Raw genomic sequence first — 17331 nt, forward strand, 5'->3', positions numbered from 1 at the left:
TGAAACGCTCCTTCACTTCCCATCCAAATAAAAAAAGCCGAAATTAGCGGGGGAACTAATTTCGGCTTTTATCAATTTTACAAATCCTTGGCGATACCAAGTTTTTGGAAGTTAGGCAGCTTTACCTACAGTTGTATGTGCTTTTTTGTTGATTGTTTTACGTAAGAATGGAACCACCCAGCGGTCTAAACCATAGCGACCTGCGTTGTAGCCAGCGAATAATAAGATGAATCCAAAGAAGATGTCTGTTGGGTTATGAGATACAGTTCCAGCTAAGAAGAAACTGAAGTTCATCACAAGTCCGAAGAACATTGCGGCTGTTGTTAAGCATCCTAGAATTAATCCAAGACCTACTAGAAACTCACCTAATGGAACGATGAAGTTGAACAACTCAATGTTTGGCAGTGCAAAGCTTTCTAGGAAATTGACATACCAGCTATAAACGGGTGCTCCATCTGGTCCCATGACAGGATTTGCAATCGCTCCTTTTAGGAATCCAGAAGCATCAAAACCTCCAGTTAATTTTCCCCAACCTGCTGTCATCCAGTTGTAGCCAAGCCAGATTCGGATGACTGCTAAGATACCTGCTGCAATTTTATTTTCTCTTAAAATATTTGCGAACATGAAGATCGCTTCCTTTCAATTTAACATTTTTATTTAAGTTATTTAGTACACTTTGAATATATCAGATTCCACCATAAAATAAGTGTTTATGTGATAAAGTTCATATTTTAGTAAAAACATTATGGCGAATTTGTGAATATGTTAACTGTTTGTTTCATTTTCACCCTGTGTTAGTTATTTACAGAGACATTCGCTTTTTTATTGAACGTTTTGCTTAGGAACGGAACCACCCAGCGGTCTAAACCGTAGCGACCTGCGTTGTAGCCAGCGAACAATAAGATGAATCCAAAGAAGATGTCTGTTGGGTTATGAGATACAGTTCCTGCTAAGAAGAAGCTGAAGTTCATCACGAGACCGAAGAACATTGCGGCTGTTGTTAAGCAACCTAGCAGTAAGCCAAGCCCTACTAGAAATTCACCCAATGGAACAATAAAGTTGAACAGCTCAATGTTTGGCAATGCAAAGCTTTCTAAAAACTGAACATACCAGCTGTAAACGGGTGCTCCATCTGGCCCCATGACTGGATTTGCAATGGCTCCTTTTAGGAATCCTGAAGCATCAAATCCATCTGCTAATTTATGATAACCTGCTGTCATCCAGTTGTAGCCAAGCCAGATTCTAATGACTGTTAAGATACCTGCTGCAATTTTGTTTTCTCTTAAAATATTTGCGAACATAAGGAACGCTTCCCTTCGAAAAAATGAATGATTTGATTACACTCCTAATATATCAGAATCCACCATAAAAAAGTTGCATATGTGAATATGTTCACAATTTGGTAATAACATTTTGTCGAAAATGTGGCAATGACAAAAGTCACTGTCAATAGATGATTCCCAATTTTTCATAGAATGGTTTAATTCTCTTAAAATTCAAAGTATAGTGGAAGTATACATAATAAATAATAGGAGTGATTAGATGAAAGCATTGTTTCATGAAGGCAAAGCAGGGATGGAAGGTTTGACCTATGGGGACATAGCAGAAGTGAATCCTGGACCTGGTGAAGTAAGAGTGAAGTTGAAGACAGCTGGTATGAACCATCGCGATTTATTTGTTCTCCACCGCCACAACCCAACGGACCCAGCTCTCATTGTTGGCTCTGATGGCGCAGGTGTGATTGATGCGGTTGGTGAAGATGTTTCTGGGGTTGAAGTTGGCACTGAGGTCATCATTAATCCTGGACTAGGCTGGCAGAACGTTAGCGATGCACCGCCTGAAGGCTTTGAAATCGTTGGGCTCCCTTTTCACGGAACTTTTGCAGAACAGATTATCATTCCCGCTGAAAATGCAGTAGCAAAACCAGAGCATTTAACATGGGAAGAAGCCGGTGTCTTGTCCCTCGCTGCCTTAACTGCCTATCGGGCCTTAGTGACGAGAGGTCAAGTTAAGCCAGGTATGAACGTGTTTATTCCCGGTATTGGTGGCGGGGTGGCCACGTTTTTATTACAGTTTGCCATTGCAGCGGGTGCACATGTTTATGTAACATCTCGCTCTGAAGAAAAACGAGCTAAAGCACTACAACTCGGCGCTAAAGCAGCAATTGATAGCAATGAAGACTGGACTCAGGCTCTCGAGGGAGTGAAAATGGATCTTGTGATTGAGAGCGTTGGAGCTGCAACAATGAATCAATCAATGAAACAACTTCGACGCGGTGGGACGATTGTGACTTTTGGCTCCTCTACCGGAGATCTTGTAGAGTTGAATCTACGTGAATTTTTCTATGGGCAATACAATCTCCTCGGCTCAACCATGGGAAGTGCTGAGGAATATAAGGCAATGCTTGACTTTATTTCTCAACATAAAATCAAGCCTGTTATGGACAAAATGTACCCACTTGACCAATTTGCTGATGCCTTCAAGAGATTGGAAGAAGCCAAGCAGTTAGGCAAAATCGGCTTTTATGTAGAATAATTTCGCTCTAACTAGACAGACACCATCCTACCTGATGGTGTCTTTTTTAAAGTCTCTTTCATAGATTTCAACAAACTTTTATTCCCATTCATCCCTACTCTATTTCCCTCTAATAAGCTGCATTCGTTGGGTAAAAAGCGTTGGATACGATAGATACCCGAGCATAATACTGGTGACGGCGGCGGTGGTTAGGAGCAGAAAAAGAATGAGCAACTGAAATTGCACGGCTTGAACTGGGTCGGCTCCGGCAATAATTTGCCCGCTCATCATCCCAGGCAGTTGGACAAGTCCAACGGTTTTTTGGCTTTCAATCGTCGGAATCATGCTTGCTTTGATTGCCTGAGTAAGCTGGCTATGAATGGCTTGCTTCGGGGTTCCTCCAAGTGACAGAATAAGTTCCGTCTCATCCTGTCTTGCCTCCAACTCAGCTGTGAACCGATTTAAAAACAGAATGGCCAGCACCATGGAGTTCCCAATGACCATCCCACTGATGGAGATAATATATTGTGCCTCAGGCGGAGTAATCCGGAATCCGAGCAGGATGCTTTGAGTAAGGATTTCCACAAACACAAGCGTAGCAGCTACCTTCCAAGTAATCCCGCGAATGGAAGCTCCTTTTTTTCGCGCATTTAAGGTGGCCGTTACAATCATGAGCGTGACCATCAGAAAAATAAAAAGGTAATTTTCTGTATCAAATACAAATTGAAGCACATACCCAATGGACAACAACTGAATAATTGACCGAACCGTAGCAATGATTGTGTCTTTTTCTAACCCAAGTTTCAATGTTTTCGACAGAACTAATGGAATTAGAACAAAAATTAACGTGATGGATAAGGTAAGGTAACTCATTCTTCTCCTTCTCCCTTCACAAAGCGCTGAACTTTTTCATTATCAGGAGCCTTTAACAGTTCACTTTCTCCTGTTTCGACCACTTCCCCCTCCATCATGACCCATGTATAATCGCCAACTTGGATTGCCTGCTGCAAATTATGGGTAATCCAAATGATGGTTACTCCGTATTTTTGGTTGATTTTCACAATAAGCTCTTCAATTTCTTGAGTTGATGTTCGATCGAGAGAAGAGGTGATTTCATCTAATAATAAAATCCGCGGCCGGTTGACAAGTGTTCGCGCAATTGAAACCTTTTGCCGCTGTCCTCCCGATAAATCTTTAATACTACGATGTAAAAAGTCAGACTCTAACCCCACATCATCCAAGAGTTCAGCCGCTTCCTCCTCAGACAAGGTCTCCCCTTGAAGCACCTTCGGCAAAGCCATATTATTCATGACGGTCCCTCTAACCATTGGGGCACTTTGGAGCGCGATCCCAACAAGTCTCCTTAACTGAACAGGTTCATATCTGTTTATATGTTTATTTTTAATAAAAATCTCCCCTGAATCTGGTGACAACAAGCCATTGCATAACTTGAGCAAGGTGGACTTCCCTGCCCCTGAGGGTCCAACCAAGGTGGTAATTCTTCCTTCAGGAAAAGAACCGGTAATATCCTTTAAAATATGTATATCTTCAACAGAATAATGAACTTGTTGAAAATGGATTGCCGGGACATATCTCTCATCCATTGCTTTCACATCCTTTTTTGTCACTTTTGCTAGCTTTCCTACTGTTATTCTACTCTAATTTTTACTTCGACTGGATGCAAATGAACTTGGTTATCCTTGGTCCATTAAAAATGCCCACAAAAAAAGCCGAAAGTAGTAGGGGGATACTACTTTCGGCTTTAATATATCCTGTTAGGGGAACACCTATCAATTGATGTGAAGTTAAACCGCTTTGTTCGCTGTTGTACCTTCTGCTTTTTTGTTAAAAGTTTTACGTAAGAATGGTACCACCCAGCGGTCTAACCCGTAGCGTCCTGCATTGTAGCCAGCGAATAGGAGGATGAATCCAAAGAAGATGTCAGTTGGGTTATGAGATACAGTTCCTGCTAAGAAGAAGCTAAAGTTCATCACTAGACCAAAGAACATTGCCGCTGTTGTTAAACATCCAAGGATTAAGCCTAGACCTACTAGGAATTCACCTAGCGGCACGATAAAGTTAAATAATTCAATGTTTGGCAATGCAAAGCTTTCTAAGAAGTTTGTATACCAACCATAGACAGGTGTTCCATCTGGTCCCATTACCGGATTTGCTACTGCATTATTTAAGTAACCTGATGCGTCAAATCCATCTGCTAGTTTATGATATCCCGCTGTCATCCAGGCATATCCAAGCCAGATACGGATAACTGCTAAGATACCAGCTGCAATTTTGTTTTCTCTTAAGAAATTTGCGAACATGAAGATCGCTTCCCTTCAATTAATAATTTTTTATAAGTATTTAGTACACTTTGAATATATCAGATACCACAGTAAAATAAGTACCGATATGATAAAGTTCACAGTTTAGTAAAAATATTATGACAAACATGTGAAACTGAAAAATGCTTGTAACACTTGGCATGAATGTTAGTTTTTTACAGAGAGGTGACGGCTAAGATACCACCGCAATTTTATTTTCTCTAAAGAAATTTGCAATCATAAAGAACGCTTCCCTTCATTGATCATTTACACTTTGTAATATACCAGAATTGATTGATAAAAATAGGTATATGTGACTTTGTTCACAATTTGTTTAAAGCATTATGGTAAACATGTGAATAGGGATATACATCCTTTAGCGGATAAATAAAACGCAAAGGCTCCCGGACTCTCCTAAGACACCAAAATGGCACCAGCATAAAAAAAGGCATGCAGAGTCCTTATACTCTACATGCCTGTATTACTCTTTACCTTGGCCAATGAGATCAGAAGTATGAATAGTCCCTGCATAAAAACAAAAAAAACGGATGCGCCCATCCGTTTTTTTACAATTATACTAATTTAGCTGTTACTTTTTTCTCTTTTTGTTGCTCCTCCATTGGATCCTCTGCAGGTGTTGCGCGTCGGATAAAGAACGCTAGGATAAGAGCAATTGCTGCAATAAAGGTTGCAATGAAAAAGGCATCATTTATTCCTTCCAACATAGCTTTCATAGTAATTTGTTGCTGCATTTCTGCAAGTGCCGCTTCGGAAGGTTGGGTGGTGGCTGTTGCATTTTTCATCGCGTCAGCCGCCATTTCAGTAGCATGTGTTTCGGTACGCGTTGACATCACTGTTACCAATAATGCTGTACCGATTGCACCTGATACTTGATTTAATGTATTGTTCATTGCTGTACCGTGTGGATAGAAGCGCCTTGGTAACTGATTTAATCCATTTGTTGAGACAGGCATCATTACCATCGACATCCCGAACATCCGCACTGCATTTAAAATCATTAAATACGTATAAGTCGTTTCAAGAGTTAATTGACTGAAGAAATAGGTGGTAACGACCGTAATGGCTAATCCTGAAACCGCTAGGACACGCCCACCAAACTTATCAAATAATCTTCCTGTAATTGGAGACATAATGGCCATTAATAATGCACCAGGTAACATTAAAAGACCTGCATCCATTGGAGAAATTCCACGAATGGTTTGCACATAAATAGGAATAAGCAACATCCCCGAAAACATAGCCATATTCAAAACCATGGTAATTGAAGATGACAAAGCAAACATTGGATAATTAAAAACACCGAAGTTTAACATCGGTCGATCTAATTTTGACTGACGTAAAATAAATGTCACCAACGCGATAACCCCAATGAGAATGGTCGCATAGACATGCGGGCTATCCCAGCCTTTATTCCCTGCAGAACTAAATCCATATAGCAACCCACCGAAACCTATGCTTGATAACACAAGTGAAAAGTAATCCAGGTGAATATTTACCTTTTCTTTCTTATCTTTTAATAAGACAAAGCCTAAGATGAAGATTATTACTGCAATTGGCGTAACAAAATGGAAGAGCATTCTCCAATCATAATGTTCGACAATCCAGCCAGATAACGTTGGTCCGATCGCAGGTGCAGCCATTAAAATCAAGCCAAATAGCCCCATCGCTGCTCCTCGTTTTTCAACAGGAAAGCTCACCAACATTACATTCATTAATAATGGCATCATGATTGCGGTACCGGAGGCTTGAATCATGCGGCCTGCTAATAATATTGGAAACACATGCGCAACCCCAGCTAATACCGTTCCTGCTGTAAACAAGCCCATTGCAACCAAAAATAACCGGCGTACAGAGTATTTTTCAATTAAAAACGCGGTCGCTGGAATCATGACCCCACTTACCAACATGAAACCAGTCGTCATCCATTGAACCGTCGCCGCATCAATATTCAAATCGTTCATTATGGATGGTAGAGCGATATTTAATAAGGTATTATTTAAAAACGATATAAAAGCCCCGATCATCAATACAGCTAAAATGCCGTATGGTGGACGAGGAGACTTATTTATATTTTGTTCCATTGTCTTTCCCCCTTAGACGTTAGGTTCAAATTATTGAACCTCCATTTCACATAGACAATATCTTATACCATGAGTTCAAATTTTGCAATTCTAAATTATACCTATTTTATGAAGGCGTTTGTATATACCTATAAAATCATGTACTATAAGTTTAGAACAGGAGTACAACGAATGATAGGTGATGAAATGAACGACAGGAAACAGCATGTTCTTAAGATGGCCCACCAATTATTTATTGAAAAAGGATTTCAAAATACATCAATCCAAGATATTTTGGAATACAGCGGGATATCAAAAGGGACATTTTATAACTATTTTTCATCTAAAAATGAATTATTAATCGCCCTTTTTAAAAATCTCTACAAAACACTTGAGACTGAACGAAATGAATTGTTGATTGGGCAAGACCCTTCAGACATTCATATTTTTACACAACAAATTGAATTGCAGATGAGAGCGACTCGAAAAAATAACTTGCTGGCGTTATTTGAAGAGGTATACGTTTCAAACGATGCCGACCTAAAGGATTTTTTAAAACAGAGTCATTTGAATCTAATCCGTTGGTTCTATTTACGTTTTATTGATATTTTTGGCGAAGATAAGCAACCCTACTTATTGGATTGTGCCATCATGTTCTCCGCCATGTTAAATCAAAATCTTAAATTTCATGCTTCCGCTTATAAATCAAATACAAGCATTCATAAAGTTGTTTCTTACACGGTTTCCAGGATTGTAAAAATGGTCGATGAATTATCTGAATCAGAAGAACAATTAATCTCTCCTGACCTATTAAATAGCTGGATTTCAGATGGAAGCAACACGAGAGCCTTTCGTGAGCAGCTTAAAGATACCGTTATAGCCGTGAAAAAGAAGATAAAAAAGCTAGAGGAAGAGGAACGATACCTTGAGTTGTTGATGTTTATTGAAAATGAGCTGATTCACTCACATCATCCACGAAAATTTTTGATAGGAAGTGCACTTGCTTCATTAAAAAATGAATCAAGCTTAGCCGGTGATACTAGCCTGACAAACCTAGAACAACTGATTAACGATTTTTATAAACAATAAGGTGCAAGGCGAAACATCCTGTCGATGATTCTGCCTTGCACCTTTTTTAGGCTCTTTTGTGCTTAAATAAGCTAACTACATTTTAATGTTGGAGTTGCTTCCCAAAATGCTAAAATTTAGGAATTTATTTTCTACCCCCATTATTCAACGATCTAAAATTGATTTGGCCGTTGCGCTGCTTTCCCGTAAAAATGCAAGATAGCTTGAACAATTCGTTGCGATGCCTTGCCGTCTCCATATGGGTTGGAAGCCTTTGACATTTTCTCATACTCACTTGGGTTTGTTAACAATTCCTTCGCCACTGTGTAAATTATTTCCTCATTCGTGCCTACGAGCTTTAGGGTACCTGCTTCGATTCCTTCCGGTCGTTCTGTTGTATCACGAAGAACCAGAACAGGCACACCTAATGAAGGTGCTTCTTCTTGGACTCCACCTGAATCAGTTAAGATGACATGCGCCCTGGCAGCAAAGTTGTGAAAGTCTACAACCCCAAGAGGTTCAATTAAATGAATTCTCGCATGATCTCCCAGTATTTCATCCGCCACTTCCCTAACCGCAGGATTTAAATGAACAGGATATACGACTTGGATATCTTCGTGTTCGGTGACCAGTCTTTTAATTGCTTTAAACATATTTCTCATTGGTTTCCCTAAGTTTTCACGTCGATGGGCTGTTAGAAGAATCATTTTATCTTGACCCACTTTTTCTAAAATGGGGTGACTATATGTATCTGATACAGTAGTCGAAAGCGCATCGATGGCTGTATTTCCTGTAACAAAAATAGATTCAGCTTTCTTATTTTCATGTAATAGGTTTTCTTGTGACTTAACAGTGGGTGAGAAATGCAAATCAGCAATCACACCGGTCAACTGCCTGTTCATTTCCTCAGGGAAAGGGGAATATTTATTCCATGTCCTCAGACCCGCTTCCACATGCCCGACAGAAATTTGATTATAATAGGCAGCTAAGCTTGCGACAAAAGTGGTTGACGTATCCCCATGAACCAGTACTAAGTCAGGTTTAACTTCCTTCATCACTTTGTCTAGCCCTTCTAATGCTCGGGTCGTTACATCAATTAGCGTTTGCCGATCTTTCATAATATTCAAATCATAATCCGGACGGACATGGAAAACTTCTAGTACCTGATCAAGCATTTGGCGGTGCTGAGCTGTCACAGTCACAATTGATTCAATCGTTTCAGGATGTTTTTCTAATTCTAAAACTAATGGGGCCATCTTGATTGCTTCCGGTCTGGTCCCAAATATGGTCATGACTTTAATTTTGTCCATGTTAGATTCCTCTTTCTAATCGCTCTACTCTATGTACGTCGTACTTTTACTAAAACCCTAGTTATTCCTTTGATTACCTAGAACCATTTTAACAGAAGTGAAGGAGAACTCAATGTATGCAATTCTTGCCTATTCTATCTTATTTTTTTTGGATGAGTGGCTGGATTCGGACTCGGGTTGGTTTTTTTCTTCTACTTCTGTCCGAATGCGTCTAGGATTCGGACTCGAGCTGGCTTTTTCTTCTACTCCTGTCCGAATGGGACCGGGGTTCGGACTTCACCTGGCTTTTTCCTTCGTCTCCTGTCCGAATAGGACCTGGATTCGGACTTCACCTGGCTTTTTTCTTCTTCTCCTGTCCGAATAGGAACCGGGGTTCGGACTTCACCTGGCTTTTTCCTTCGTCTCCTGTCCGAATAGGACCGGGGTTCGGACTTCACCTGGCTTTTTCCTCCTAATCCTGTCCGAATAGGACCTGGATTCGGACTCGGCCTGGCTTTTTCCTTCGTCTCCTGTCCGGATGGGACCTGGGTTCGGACTTCACCTGGCTTTTTCCTTCGTCTCCTGTCCGAATAGGACCTGGATTCGGACTTCACCTGGCTTTTTCCTTCGTCTCCTGTCCGAATGGGACCTGGATTCGGACTTCACCTGGCTTTTTTCTTCTACTCCTGTCCGAATGGGACCGAGGTTCGGACTTCACCTGGCTTTTTCCTTCGTCTCCTGTCCGAATAGGTTGTAGCATTAATGGCGAGAAAGTCATAAAAAACAAAAAGCACTAAACATGGCATAATGTGGATGACACCCCAAGTTGGTTTCTGGGCATGTTATGAATAACGCATTTACGATTTGGAGGGAACTGTTATGAAGCACTTTTGGGCATTATTGATTAAATTCGCTGTGATTGGAACGGTGCTGTTCTCTTTTTTGAGTATTTTTAATACCGCTTCCTTACCGGTTATTCTTTTCATATCGGTTATAACGACGGCCATTTCTTATTTTGTTGGGGATTTATATATCCTCCCTAAGTTTGGAAACTTTATCGCTACAATAGCTGATTTTGGATTAAGTTTTGTTCTGATTTGGTTACTTAGCGCACTTATGATTAATTCTACTGGAAACATGCTTACGACAACGTTTATCATTGCGCTTACTATTGCTGCCGTTGAAGCACTCTTCCACTTATATGTTAACACTCATGTGAATTCAAACTCGGCCGAAAGTGTCATTCCAGGTGTCTACAAAGGGGACCTGATGATGACCGAGTTCTCGGAGGAGTTTGACAGCGAACAGGCGAAGAAAAATGCAAATCAGGATCAACCGAAGAAAAATTAACTGCAGGTAGGAGGCTCGAACATGCCGAGAGGAAAAGAATTAGAACAATTGCCGATGAGTAACACTCTTCCTGGAATGGGGGAAGATAAGAGTAAATACAATCGCGAAGTGCTGGGAACCATTGTCACGGAGGAACAACCACAACCTGCAAAGGTGAAAAAATCCAAACCATAATGAACAGAACAACCTGGCAGTATTCCTAACGAGTGCTGCCTTTTTATTGTTCTATATTCTTTGATAGAGAATGATTTTTATCTTCCGCGTTAAAAGTAGTGTTCTTTCCATCGGACAGGTAAAATAGGAGAATCAGAACACGTCTTGAATGGAGGGAACATGATGGAAAAGGCTACTAAATCAGCATTGATTGTTGGGGCAACAGGTTTGGTCGGGAAGGAGTTAGTGGATATCGTACTCAATGAACCAAACTATCATTCAGTAACCATACTTACAAGGAAACTGCTCCCCCTGACTCATCCTAAACTAGAACAAATTATCACTGACTTTGATCAGCTGGATCAGTATCAACAGCATCTTCAAGTTGATGATGTTTATTGTTGCTTAGGCACGACAATTAAAACAGCGGGTTCTCAGGATGCATTTAGGAAAGTCGATTTAACCTATCCTCTTGAATTGGCTGTGCTTACTAAGTCTTTAGGGGCTCAAAAGTTCCTAATCATCACCGCAATGGGCGCTGACCCTGATTCTAAGGTCTTTTATAGCCGGGTGAAAGGTGAGATTGAAGTGGAATTGAAGGACCTAGGATTTTCTGCACTTCACATCTTCCGCCCTTCCCTCTTGCTGGGAGAACGACAAGAATTCCGATTAGGGGAAAGAATCGGTGTTATCTTAAGCCCTGTTCTTTCTTTTCTCATGGTGGGTTCCCTGAAAAAATATAAGCCAATTCATGCTAAGGTCGTTGCCATGGCGATGTATCAAGCAAGCCTACTACCTAAAAGCGGCAGTTTCACATATGAATCGGATGAAATCTATCGATTGAGCACCGAATCAAATAGTTAATTCTAATGAAAAACATCCGGATTTAGTACATCTGGATGTTTATTTCATTGGAATATAGGACGTTGTCCGTTTTTGGAATTTGACCATCCCTTTAGCACCTGCTACGACAATGGAAACAGCTGTCAGTACTGTTAAAGTTTGTTTCATTCTTTTCTTTAACATTAGTAATCCCTCCATTTAAGGTTTCGGTCAGATTATCCTTACTATAAGGGAGAATCATCTTATTTTCCTTTAACTTGTGAGAAAGATTGACGTCCTTTTTTCAAGTAGCATAAAGATTCGCCCCGGTACCCCCCTTATAATTTACCTTTTTTCACTTCTAATCTTGAAAAAAGAGTAATAAAAGATGCGAAGATCAGGCACGTATGGTGACTGAGTGGATGACCCATAGGAAAAATGAGGTTATCTTGCATTTGGTTAGAACTTAAAAAGGAACCTACGGAGGCTCCTTTTTAAAAATCCTTCTTCTTAATGGTTATGGTCATGGTCATGAATTGGCGCTAAATAGTCCAAATTTTGGATTGAACCGGAAATTAGTCCGAAAGCAGCTCCTACCTCTTCCCCGTTTTCCGATAAAAATACAACCTGATACACGATCATCCCAGGAGCAAGTTCTCTAACCTCAATTGCTCCAGCGCCTTGCCATACATAACCATCTTTCTTTAGTTCAAGCCTTTCTTCCTTAAACACGTTACTCTTTAATAAATTCGCAACGAGTTTATTTCTTTCGGACCCAGTAAAAACCGTACCTGGGCAATCACATTCATCCTGTTCCTCTGCCTGTACAGCATTTCCTGGTGACAAGAACAATAAAATTAAAACTAAACTTCCACACACTAACGAAATAAAACGTTTCATCTTTTTTGCCTCCTTCTCTATATCAAATCCCTTCATTTTTCGCTATTAATAGACAAATTCCTTCAAAACCAGTGAAATAATTTTATTTTTGTACAATTTCTTTATAGATTTTGAGAGTAAGGAGTAATTATTTTATGGAGGTTGTTGGTTAACTTTGAATAATTGATTACAGATTTTAATGTGATGATAGTGGGGGGAATAGCGGGTTATCTCTTTTTACCACTCACTCTAATAAAAGAGTAATAGAAGATAAAAGCAAACGAAGCCAGAACGCTGAACAAATAAAGACCATTAAACAAAATATACGTTTATCTCACCTCCATGTGAAATTGTCATTCAAAGTCGGTGGTCACTTACTCACTCTTGATTCTATCTTACAAATACTAAGGAAGAATGAACTAGAGGTAAAGGGTTTGTAAACACTATTTAAATTGCTTTGTTCTGTTGCTTTTAGGGAAAGGTTACTTGAGCAGCAGCTAGCTTTTCGTTGGAAGTCTATTCCTAATTATATGTGTATTTTTTACAGATTATGGGTTCATTTTTAGCTGGTAAAAAATTTACACTCACTTATAACGAATGTAAGGAGTTCCTCAATGAAAAATTGGCGGAACTCCTCGTTTTAAATGCCCTTTTAGAGTTAGAGTGAAATCTCCTTTGGAATTCACCGCAGCATAAAAAACATTGGATTGATCGTTAACATGGTTAGCGGCTAATTCTTTGTCTAGCCACTCCTTTGTTTTATCCATCTTTTGCAGGGCTTCATTCTGGACTTTTCCATCTAAAATAAGAGGGATATCATACTCTACTTCTTTAGTTGTAATGTTCATATCAGCAAGTGTAACAGTCTTATTTTCTGGGGTTAGACGAACAGACAGCCTTCCATTTGCCTCGACAATTGCCATCTCAACATCCTTCAGCTGAAAAACATCTTTTTCACGAAGCATTTGTAGGACATTATCGATTGTGTAATTGATTCTTTTTAAATTGGTTGTTAAAAACTCTCCTTTATAAATAACAACTGTAGGCTCAAAGGTTACGAGATGCCCAAATTTTCGGTAACGTAGTTTCAAATAAATAATGATCTTTTGTAATAGAGCAATGGCTATCATTGCCACAACTGTATGGATATGATCAATTTTAGGATCCGCAATGTCTGCTCCAACGACAGAGCCCAGCACTAGGACAACTAAAAAATCAAAAACTGGAATCTCCCCAATTGAACGCTTTCCCATGTACAACCCGATAAACAATAAGAGTGGCAAAATGGTAAAGATTCGCCCTAGCACTTTCAAACTATCCATGAGTACATCCATTGCGTATCCTCCGTTCTCTTCCACACAGTCTAATTGCTTTTTCCTCTCAGTCTAGACTTCATATACCGTTAATATGTGTAGAAACATCACTAACTTATAATTTGTACCCCATTAATTCGGCAATCATGTTTGGTATGTCGGTATTATCGAGCACACCTTCAAATTTTTCCGCACCCGCTCCATAGGCAAATACGGGAACAAGATTTCCAGTATGTCCTCCGGTACTACTTAAAGCGCGTGTTGGGCTATTCAACGTGCCACCATGATAATGGTCGGCAATCATACTTCCAATTTCCCAACCAACTTTTCGAGAACTGTATACTTTCCCTCTGTCACCTTTTAGCTTTTGACTAAATTGGTTGATTTCTTCATCAGTCAACTCAATGTTGGCATATGTTTTAAACACTTTTTTGATGCTCTCAGCACTATACTCCCCTGAACGCTCTACCTTTTCTAGCTGATTCGCCATAAATTCATGCGAAACACTGATTTTTTTTAGAGCTTCAATATCCATCGCCTCTGTTGCAGATACCCCCATCGTTTCGTGATCTGCCACAACGACCACTAATGTATTTCCATGTTCCTTCGCCCAGTTGGTCGCATATTTGACGGATTCGTCGAAATCGATTGTTTCCTTCCATATACTGGTCAAGTCCGCAGCATGAGCGGCATGATCAATCCGCGCACCTTCTACCATCATAAAAAAACCATTGTCCTCTTTTGATAAAATTTCTATGCCCTTCTCAGTCATTTCCTTAAGAGAAGGCTCTTCGCTTTTAAGCTCGTCCCGATCAAGAGTAAAGTTTAAGTGGTCCTCGTTAAATAAACCTAAAAGCTTATCTCCCTTTGCATTTTTCAATTCACTTCGGTCTGCCGCATAGCTATAGCCTTTTTCCTTAAACTTTTCGATTAAGTTAAAACCATTATGGCTTTCCGGCTCAAAGTAACTTCTTCCGCCACCAAGAATGAGATCTAGCTCTCCATTGAATTGTTGGCGGGCAATTTCTGACTGATCAGCCCAGCGGTTTGCTACATTGGCAGTAAAGGCGGCCGGTGTGGCATCCGTGACTTTATGCGTGGTGACAATCCCCACCTTGTTTCCAGCTTGCTTAAATCTTTTTAGAATGCTCGTCATGTCTTTTTTATCAGGAGAAACAGCAATCATTTCGTTATTCGTTTTCTTTCCCGTGGACAGTGCCGTCCCGCCAGCCGCTGAATCTGTTACAAGATTATTCGCTGAGTAGGTATGTGCGAGCGCTACATTCGGTAGGGTCTCGATAAACAAGCGGCCATCTTTCCCATGTTCGAACATTCGGGCGATTTCCATCTGGCCAATCCCCATGCCATCGCCAATCATGAAAATGACATTTTTCGGCGTGGTACCTTCAGGGTGTTTTTCATTAGAATTTCCATCCTTCTGAAATGGTGGATCAGGGTTTGGAAAGAGAGTTAGTAGATTAGATGACGTGTCCACTTTAGTTCCAATCGCTGTATATCCAGGGAATAAAAGAATGAGTGCAGCAAGGATAAACAGAATCCTTCGTTTTTGCATGATTATATCCTCCTTAAATAGGTTCCATTTCCTATTATTTGAAAAAAATCACTCAAAACTCAGGAAGTTTTTACCACTTCATTTAGGCATCTTTGTTTACATCTACATCATCAAACAAATTGCCCTATTCTTTACACATCCTTAATAAAAGTCAAAAATTCATAAAAGGAAAATAAGCCTACTCTCCTATTTTTCTAATCCTCACAGTATTCCCATCAAAAAGACTCATCTAAATGACAGATGGTTTTTACATTAATTACCTTTTACTATGTAAAAAGACCAGGCTAATATCCCGTCTGAGTAGCTTTACAAAGCATTACACTATCTTAACACTAGATTAAGAATAGTCTGATAAATTATTTAATGGAGAAGGCAATCCGAGACAAGCATCCCAATAATGAAGCTGGAGGTAAGAGAAATGAATTCTAGCAATAGTGGCATGAACAGACGTGATTTTTTAAAAGTAGGTGGTGCGAGTACGTTAGCAGTAGCCCTTGGAGCATCAGGAGTTTATTCCTTAGGAGGAATCACGACGGCATCCGCAGCTAAACCACCAAATCCAACTAGCGGTTTTGGCGGATATGGTCCGCTCGTTAAGGATCCAAATGGAATCCTGGACCTTCCAAAGGGCTTTCATTATAGAATCATTTCAAAAACTGGCGATAAAATGTCCAACGGAGATCTTGTTCCGGCAATGTTAGATGGCATGGCTGCGTATAAAGGAGAAAAAAATACAACCATCCTTGTGCGGAACCATGAAAACAGCACGAATTCCCAATATCCTGTAAACGGAAAGAACCCTTGGAGCAAAGGAGCTGCAGGAGGAACGACGGCATTGGTAGTGGGACCAAATCGTAAAGTCATTAAGGAATACGTGACAAGTTCAGGTACCATCCGTAACTGTGCTGGCGGTGCTTCAACTTGGGGCACCTGGTTGACTTGTGAGGAAACACGCGATTTGGGACATGGCTTTGTATTTGAAGTCAATCCACTTGACCCTGAAAACGAAATGTCAAGAACTCCGATACGTGACATGGGTTACTTTTCACATGAAGCCTGTGCGGTGGATCCAGCGACAGGAATTTGGTACCTAACCGAAGATGCTAGTCCTAGCTTCCTTTATCGTTTCACTCCACATGACCGCAGCCAAACACTTGGTTCGCTTCAAAAGGGAGGCATTTTGGAAGCAGCAGCAATTGATGAACTTCCAACTACCTCTGCAAGCACGTTTCATACCGGGAAGAAGTTCGGAATTGTGTGGAAGAAAGTAAATCCAGAGCGCGCTCAGCAAGATGCCATGGATAAGGGCTGCATCCGTTTTAGTCGCTTAGAGGGGGCGTTTTTCACCGCGGGTGTTTTCTGGTTTGACGATACAAGTGCGGGCAGTGGAAGCCTTGGCCGCGTCTATCGCTATTTCCCTTCGACAAATACATTAGAACTATTCTATGAGTCTACTGATAAGAATAGCTTGGAGATGCCAGATAATATCGTAATGGCTCCTTGGGGGGACCTTTGGATCGCAGAAGATGGCGGTGGCAATGACCGGATTATTGGGATGACTCCAGAAGGAAATGTTTATACCTTCGCTGAAAACACCTTAAATGGTTCTGAGTTTGCCGGACCAACGTTTTCACCTGATGGCAATACTTTCTTCGTAAACATTCAAACCCCAGGAATCACCTTAGCGATTTGGGGACCATTTGCACGCAGAAACTCAGCGCGCCAACGAGCCATGGGTCATGCTGCCCCACCAGAAAACTTAGGTCCAGTCGTATCGGACAAACTCGCAGCACTCGCCGAAGAGCAAGGCATGAGCCTATTAGAAGTCGCGGCACTAGAACGACATGGCATGCCAATTATCTAACAGGTGATGTCTAGTGAACTTTGACTGGTGACTCTGACTGGTGACAGGCACCTTCCAGAAGTTTAACAGGTGACCACTAGCCTTGCATGAATGTATTTGATTTG

17 protein-coding genes are annotated in these 17331 nt (G+C 40.6%); 6 read left to right on the forward strand and 11 right to left on the reverse strand.

The window, feature by feature from the left end:
- Positions 1-111: 111 nt before the first annotated feature.
- Both H0185_RS10025 and H0185_RS10030 read right to left on the reverse strand, forming a co-directional pair.
- Positions 112-624, reverse strand: coding sequence for a DoxX family protein (locus H0185_RS10025; protein ID WP_221873354.1), 513 nt, complete (start codon positions 622-624; stop codon positions 112-114).
- A 170-nt stretch (positions 625-794) separates the two neighbouring features.
- Positions 795-1301: a DoxX family membrane protein gene (locus tag H0185_RS10030; RefSeq protein WP_221873355.1), complete on the reverse strand. Its 507-nt coding sequence runs from the start codon at positions 1299-1301 to the stop codon at positions 795-797.
- A 241-nt stretch (positions 1302-1542) separates the two neighbouring features.
- Here H0185_RS10030 and H0185_RS10035 point away from each other — a divergent pair, with 241 nt between their 5' ends.
- On the forward strand, positions 1543-2535 hold the full coding sequence (locus tag H0185_RS10035) for a zinc-binding dehydrogenase (RefSeq protein WP_221873356.1): 993 nt from the start codon (positions 1543-1545) through the stop codon (positions 2533-2535).
- Between the two features lie 99 nt (positions 2536-2634).
- Here H0185_RS10035 and H0185_RS10040 read toward each other — a convergent pair whose 3' ends face one another.
- The 4 genes from H0185_RS10040 to H0185_RS10055 all read right to left on the reverse strand — a co-directional run bounded on the left by H0185_RS10040 (position 2635) and on the right by H0185_RS10055 (position 6937).
- Positions 2635-3387, reverse strand: a complete 753-nt coding sequence (locus H0185_RS10040; protein WP_221873357.1) for an ABC transporter permease — start codon at positions 3385-3387, stop codon at positions 2635-2637.
- On the reverse strand, positions 3384-4118 hold the full coding sequence (locus H0185_RS10045) for an ABC transporter ATP-binding protein (RefSeq protein WP_221873358.1): 735 nt from the start codon (positions 4116-4118) through the stop codon (positions 3384-3386). The genes H0185_RS10040 and H0185_RS10045 overlap by 4 nt, the downstream gene beginning before the upstream one ends.
- A gap of 201 nt (positions 4119-4319) precedes the next feature.
- Positions 4320-4835: a DoxX family protein gene (locus H0185_RS10050; RefSeq protein ID WP_221873359.1), complete on the reverse strand. Its 516-nt coding sequence runs from the start codon at positions 4833-4835 to the stop codon at positions 4320-4322.
- Positions 4836-5407: 572 nt separating this feature from the next.
- Positions 5408-6937: a DHA2 family efflux MFS transporter permease subunit gene (locus H0185_RS10055; RefSeq protein ID WP_221873360.1), complete on the reverse strand. Its 1530-nt coding sequence runs from the start codon at positions 6935-6937 to the stop codon at positions 5408-5410.
- Between the two features lie 171 nt (positions 6938-7108).
- Here H0185_RS10055 and H0185_RS10060 point away from each other — a divergent pair, with 171 nt between their 5' ends.
- A complete protein-coding gene (locus tag H0185_RS10060) occupies positions 7109-8005 on the forward strand; it encodes a TetR/AcrR family transcriptional regulator (RefSeq protein WP_246629115.1) in 897 nt (298 codons plus the stop codon).
- Positions 8006-8157: 152 nt separating this feature from the next.
- On the opposite strand, the gene wecB is transcribed toward H0185_RS10060, so the two are convergent.
- Positions 8158-9294, reverse strand: a complete 1137-nt coding sequence (gene wecB, locus H0185_RS10065; protein WP_221873361.1) for a non-hydrolyzing UDP-N-acetylglucosamine 2-epimerase — start codon at positions 9292-9294, stop codon at positions 8158-8160.
- Positions 9295-10152: 858 nt separating this feature from the next.
- Between wecB and H0185_RS10070 the strand changes: the two genes are divergently transcribed.
- The 3 genes from H0185_RS10070 (at position 10153) to H0185_RS10080 (ending at position 11640) form a co-directional block, all read left to right on the forward strand.
- Positions 10153-10623 carry a YndM family protein gene (locus tag H0185_RS10070; RefSeq protein ID WP_221873362.1) on the forward strand — a complete coding sequence of 157 codons (471 nt, stop codon included), beginning with the start codon at positions 10153-10155 and terminating at the stop codon, positions 10621-10623.
- Between the two features lie 21 nt (positions 10624-10644).
- The gene (locus tag H0185_RS10075) at positions 10645-10797 is read left to right on the forward strand and encodes a hypothetical protein (protein WP_221873363.1); all 153 of its coding nucleotides are present in this window, start codon (positions 10645-10647) and stop codon (positions 10795-10797) included.
- 159 nt (positions 10798-10956) lie between these two features.
- On the forward strand, positions 10957-11640 hold the full coding sequence (locus H0185_RS10080) for an oxidoreductase (protein WP_246629116.1): 684 nt from the start codon (positions 10957-10959) through the stop codon (positions 11638-11640).
- Positions 11641-11679: 39 nt separating this feature from the next.
- Here H0185_RS10080 and H0185_RS24270 read toward each other — a convergent pair whose 3' ends face one another.
- From H0185_RS24270 to H0185_RS10095, 4 genes are all read right to left on the reverse strand, one after another.
- A complete protein-coding gene (locus tag H0185_RS24270; protein WP_281427599.1) occupies positions 11680-11802 on the reverse strand; it encodes a hypothetical protein in 123 nt (40 codons plus the stop codon).
- A gap of 306 nt (positions 11803-12108) precedes the next feature.
- Entirely contained in the window at positions 12109-12498 is a 390-nt protein-coding gene (locus H0185_RS10085; RefSeq protein WP_221873364.1) for a hypothetical protein, read from the reverse strand.
- A gap of 590 nt (positions 12499-13088) precedes the next feature.
- Positions 13089-13811, reverse strand: coding sequence for a DUF421 domain-containing protein (locus H0185_RS10090; RefSeq protein WP_246629117.1), 723 nt, complete (start codon positions 13809-13811; stop codon positions 13089-13091).
- Between the two features lie 94 nt (positions 13812-13905).
- The gene (locus H0185_RS10095; protein ID WP_246629118.1) at positions 13906-15363 is read right to left on the reverse strand and encodes an alkaline phosphatase; all 1458 of its coding nucleotides are present in this window, start codon (positions 15361-15363) and stop codon (positions 13906-13908) included.
- 418 nt (positions 15364-15781) lie between these two features.
- Here H0185_RS10095 and H0185_RS10100 point away from each other — a divergent pair, with 418 nt between their 5' ends.
- A complete protein-coding gene (locus H0185_RS10100; RefSeq protein ID WP_221873365.1) occupies positions 15782-17227 on the forward strand; it encodes an alkaline phosphatase PhoX in 1446 nt (481 codons plus the stop codon).
- Positions 17228-17331 lie beyond the last annotated feature (104 nt).

Origin of the sequence: Mesobacillus maritimus (assembly GCF_019749255.1) — a bacterium.
GTDB lineage: Bacteria > Bacillota > Bacilli > Bacillales > Cytobacillaceae > Mesobacillus_B > Mesobacillus_B maritimus_A.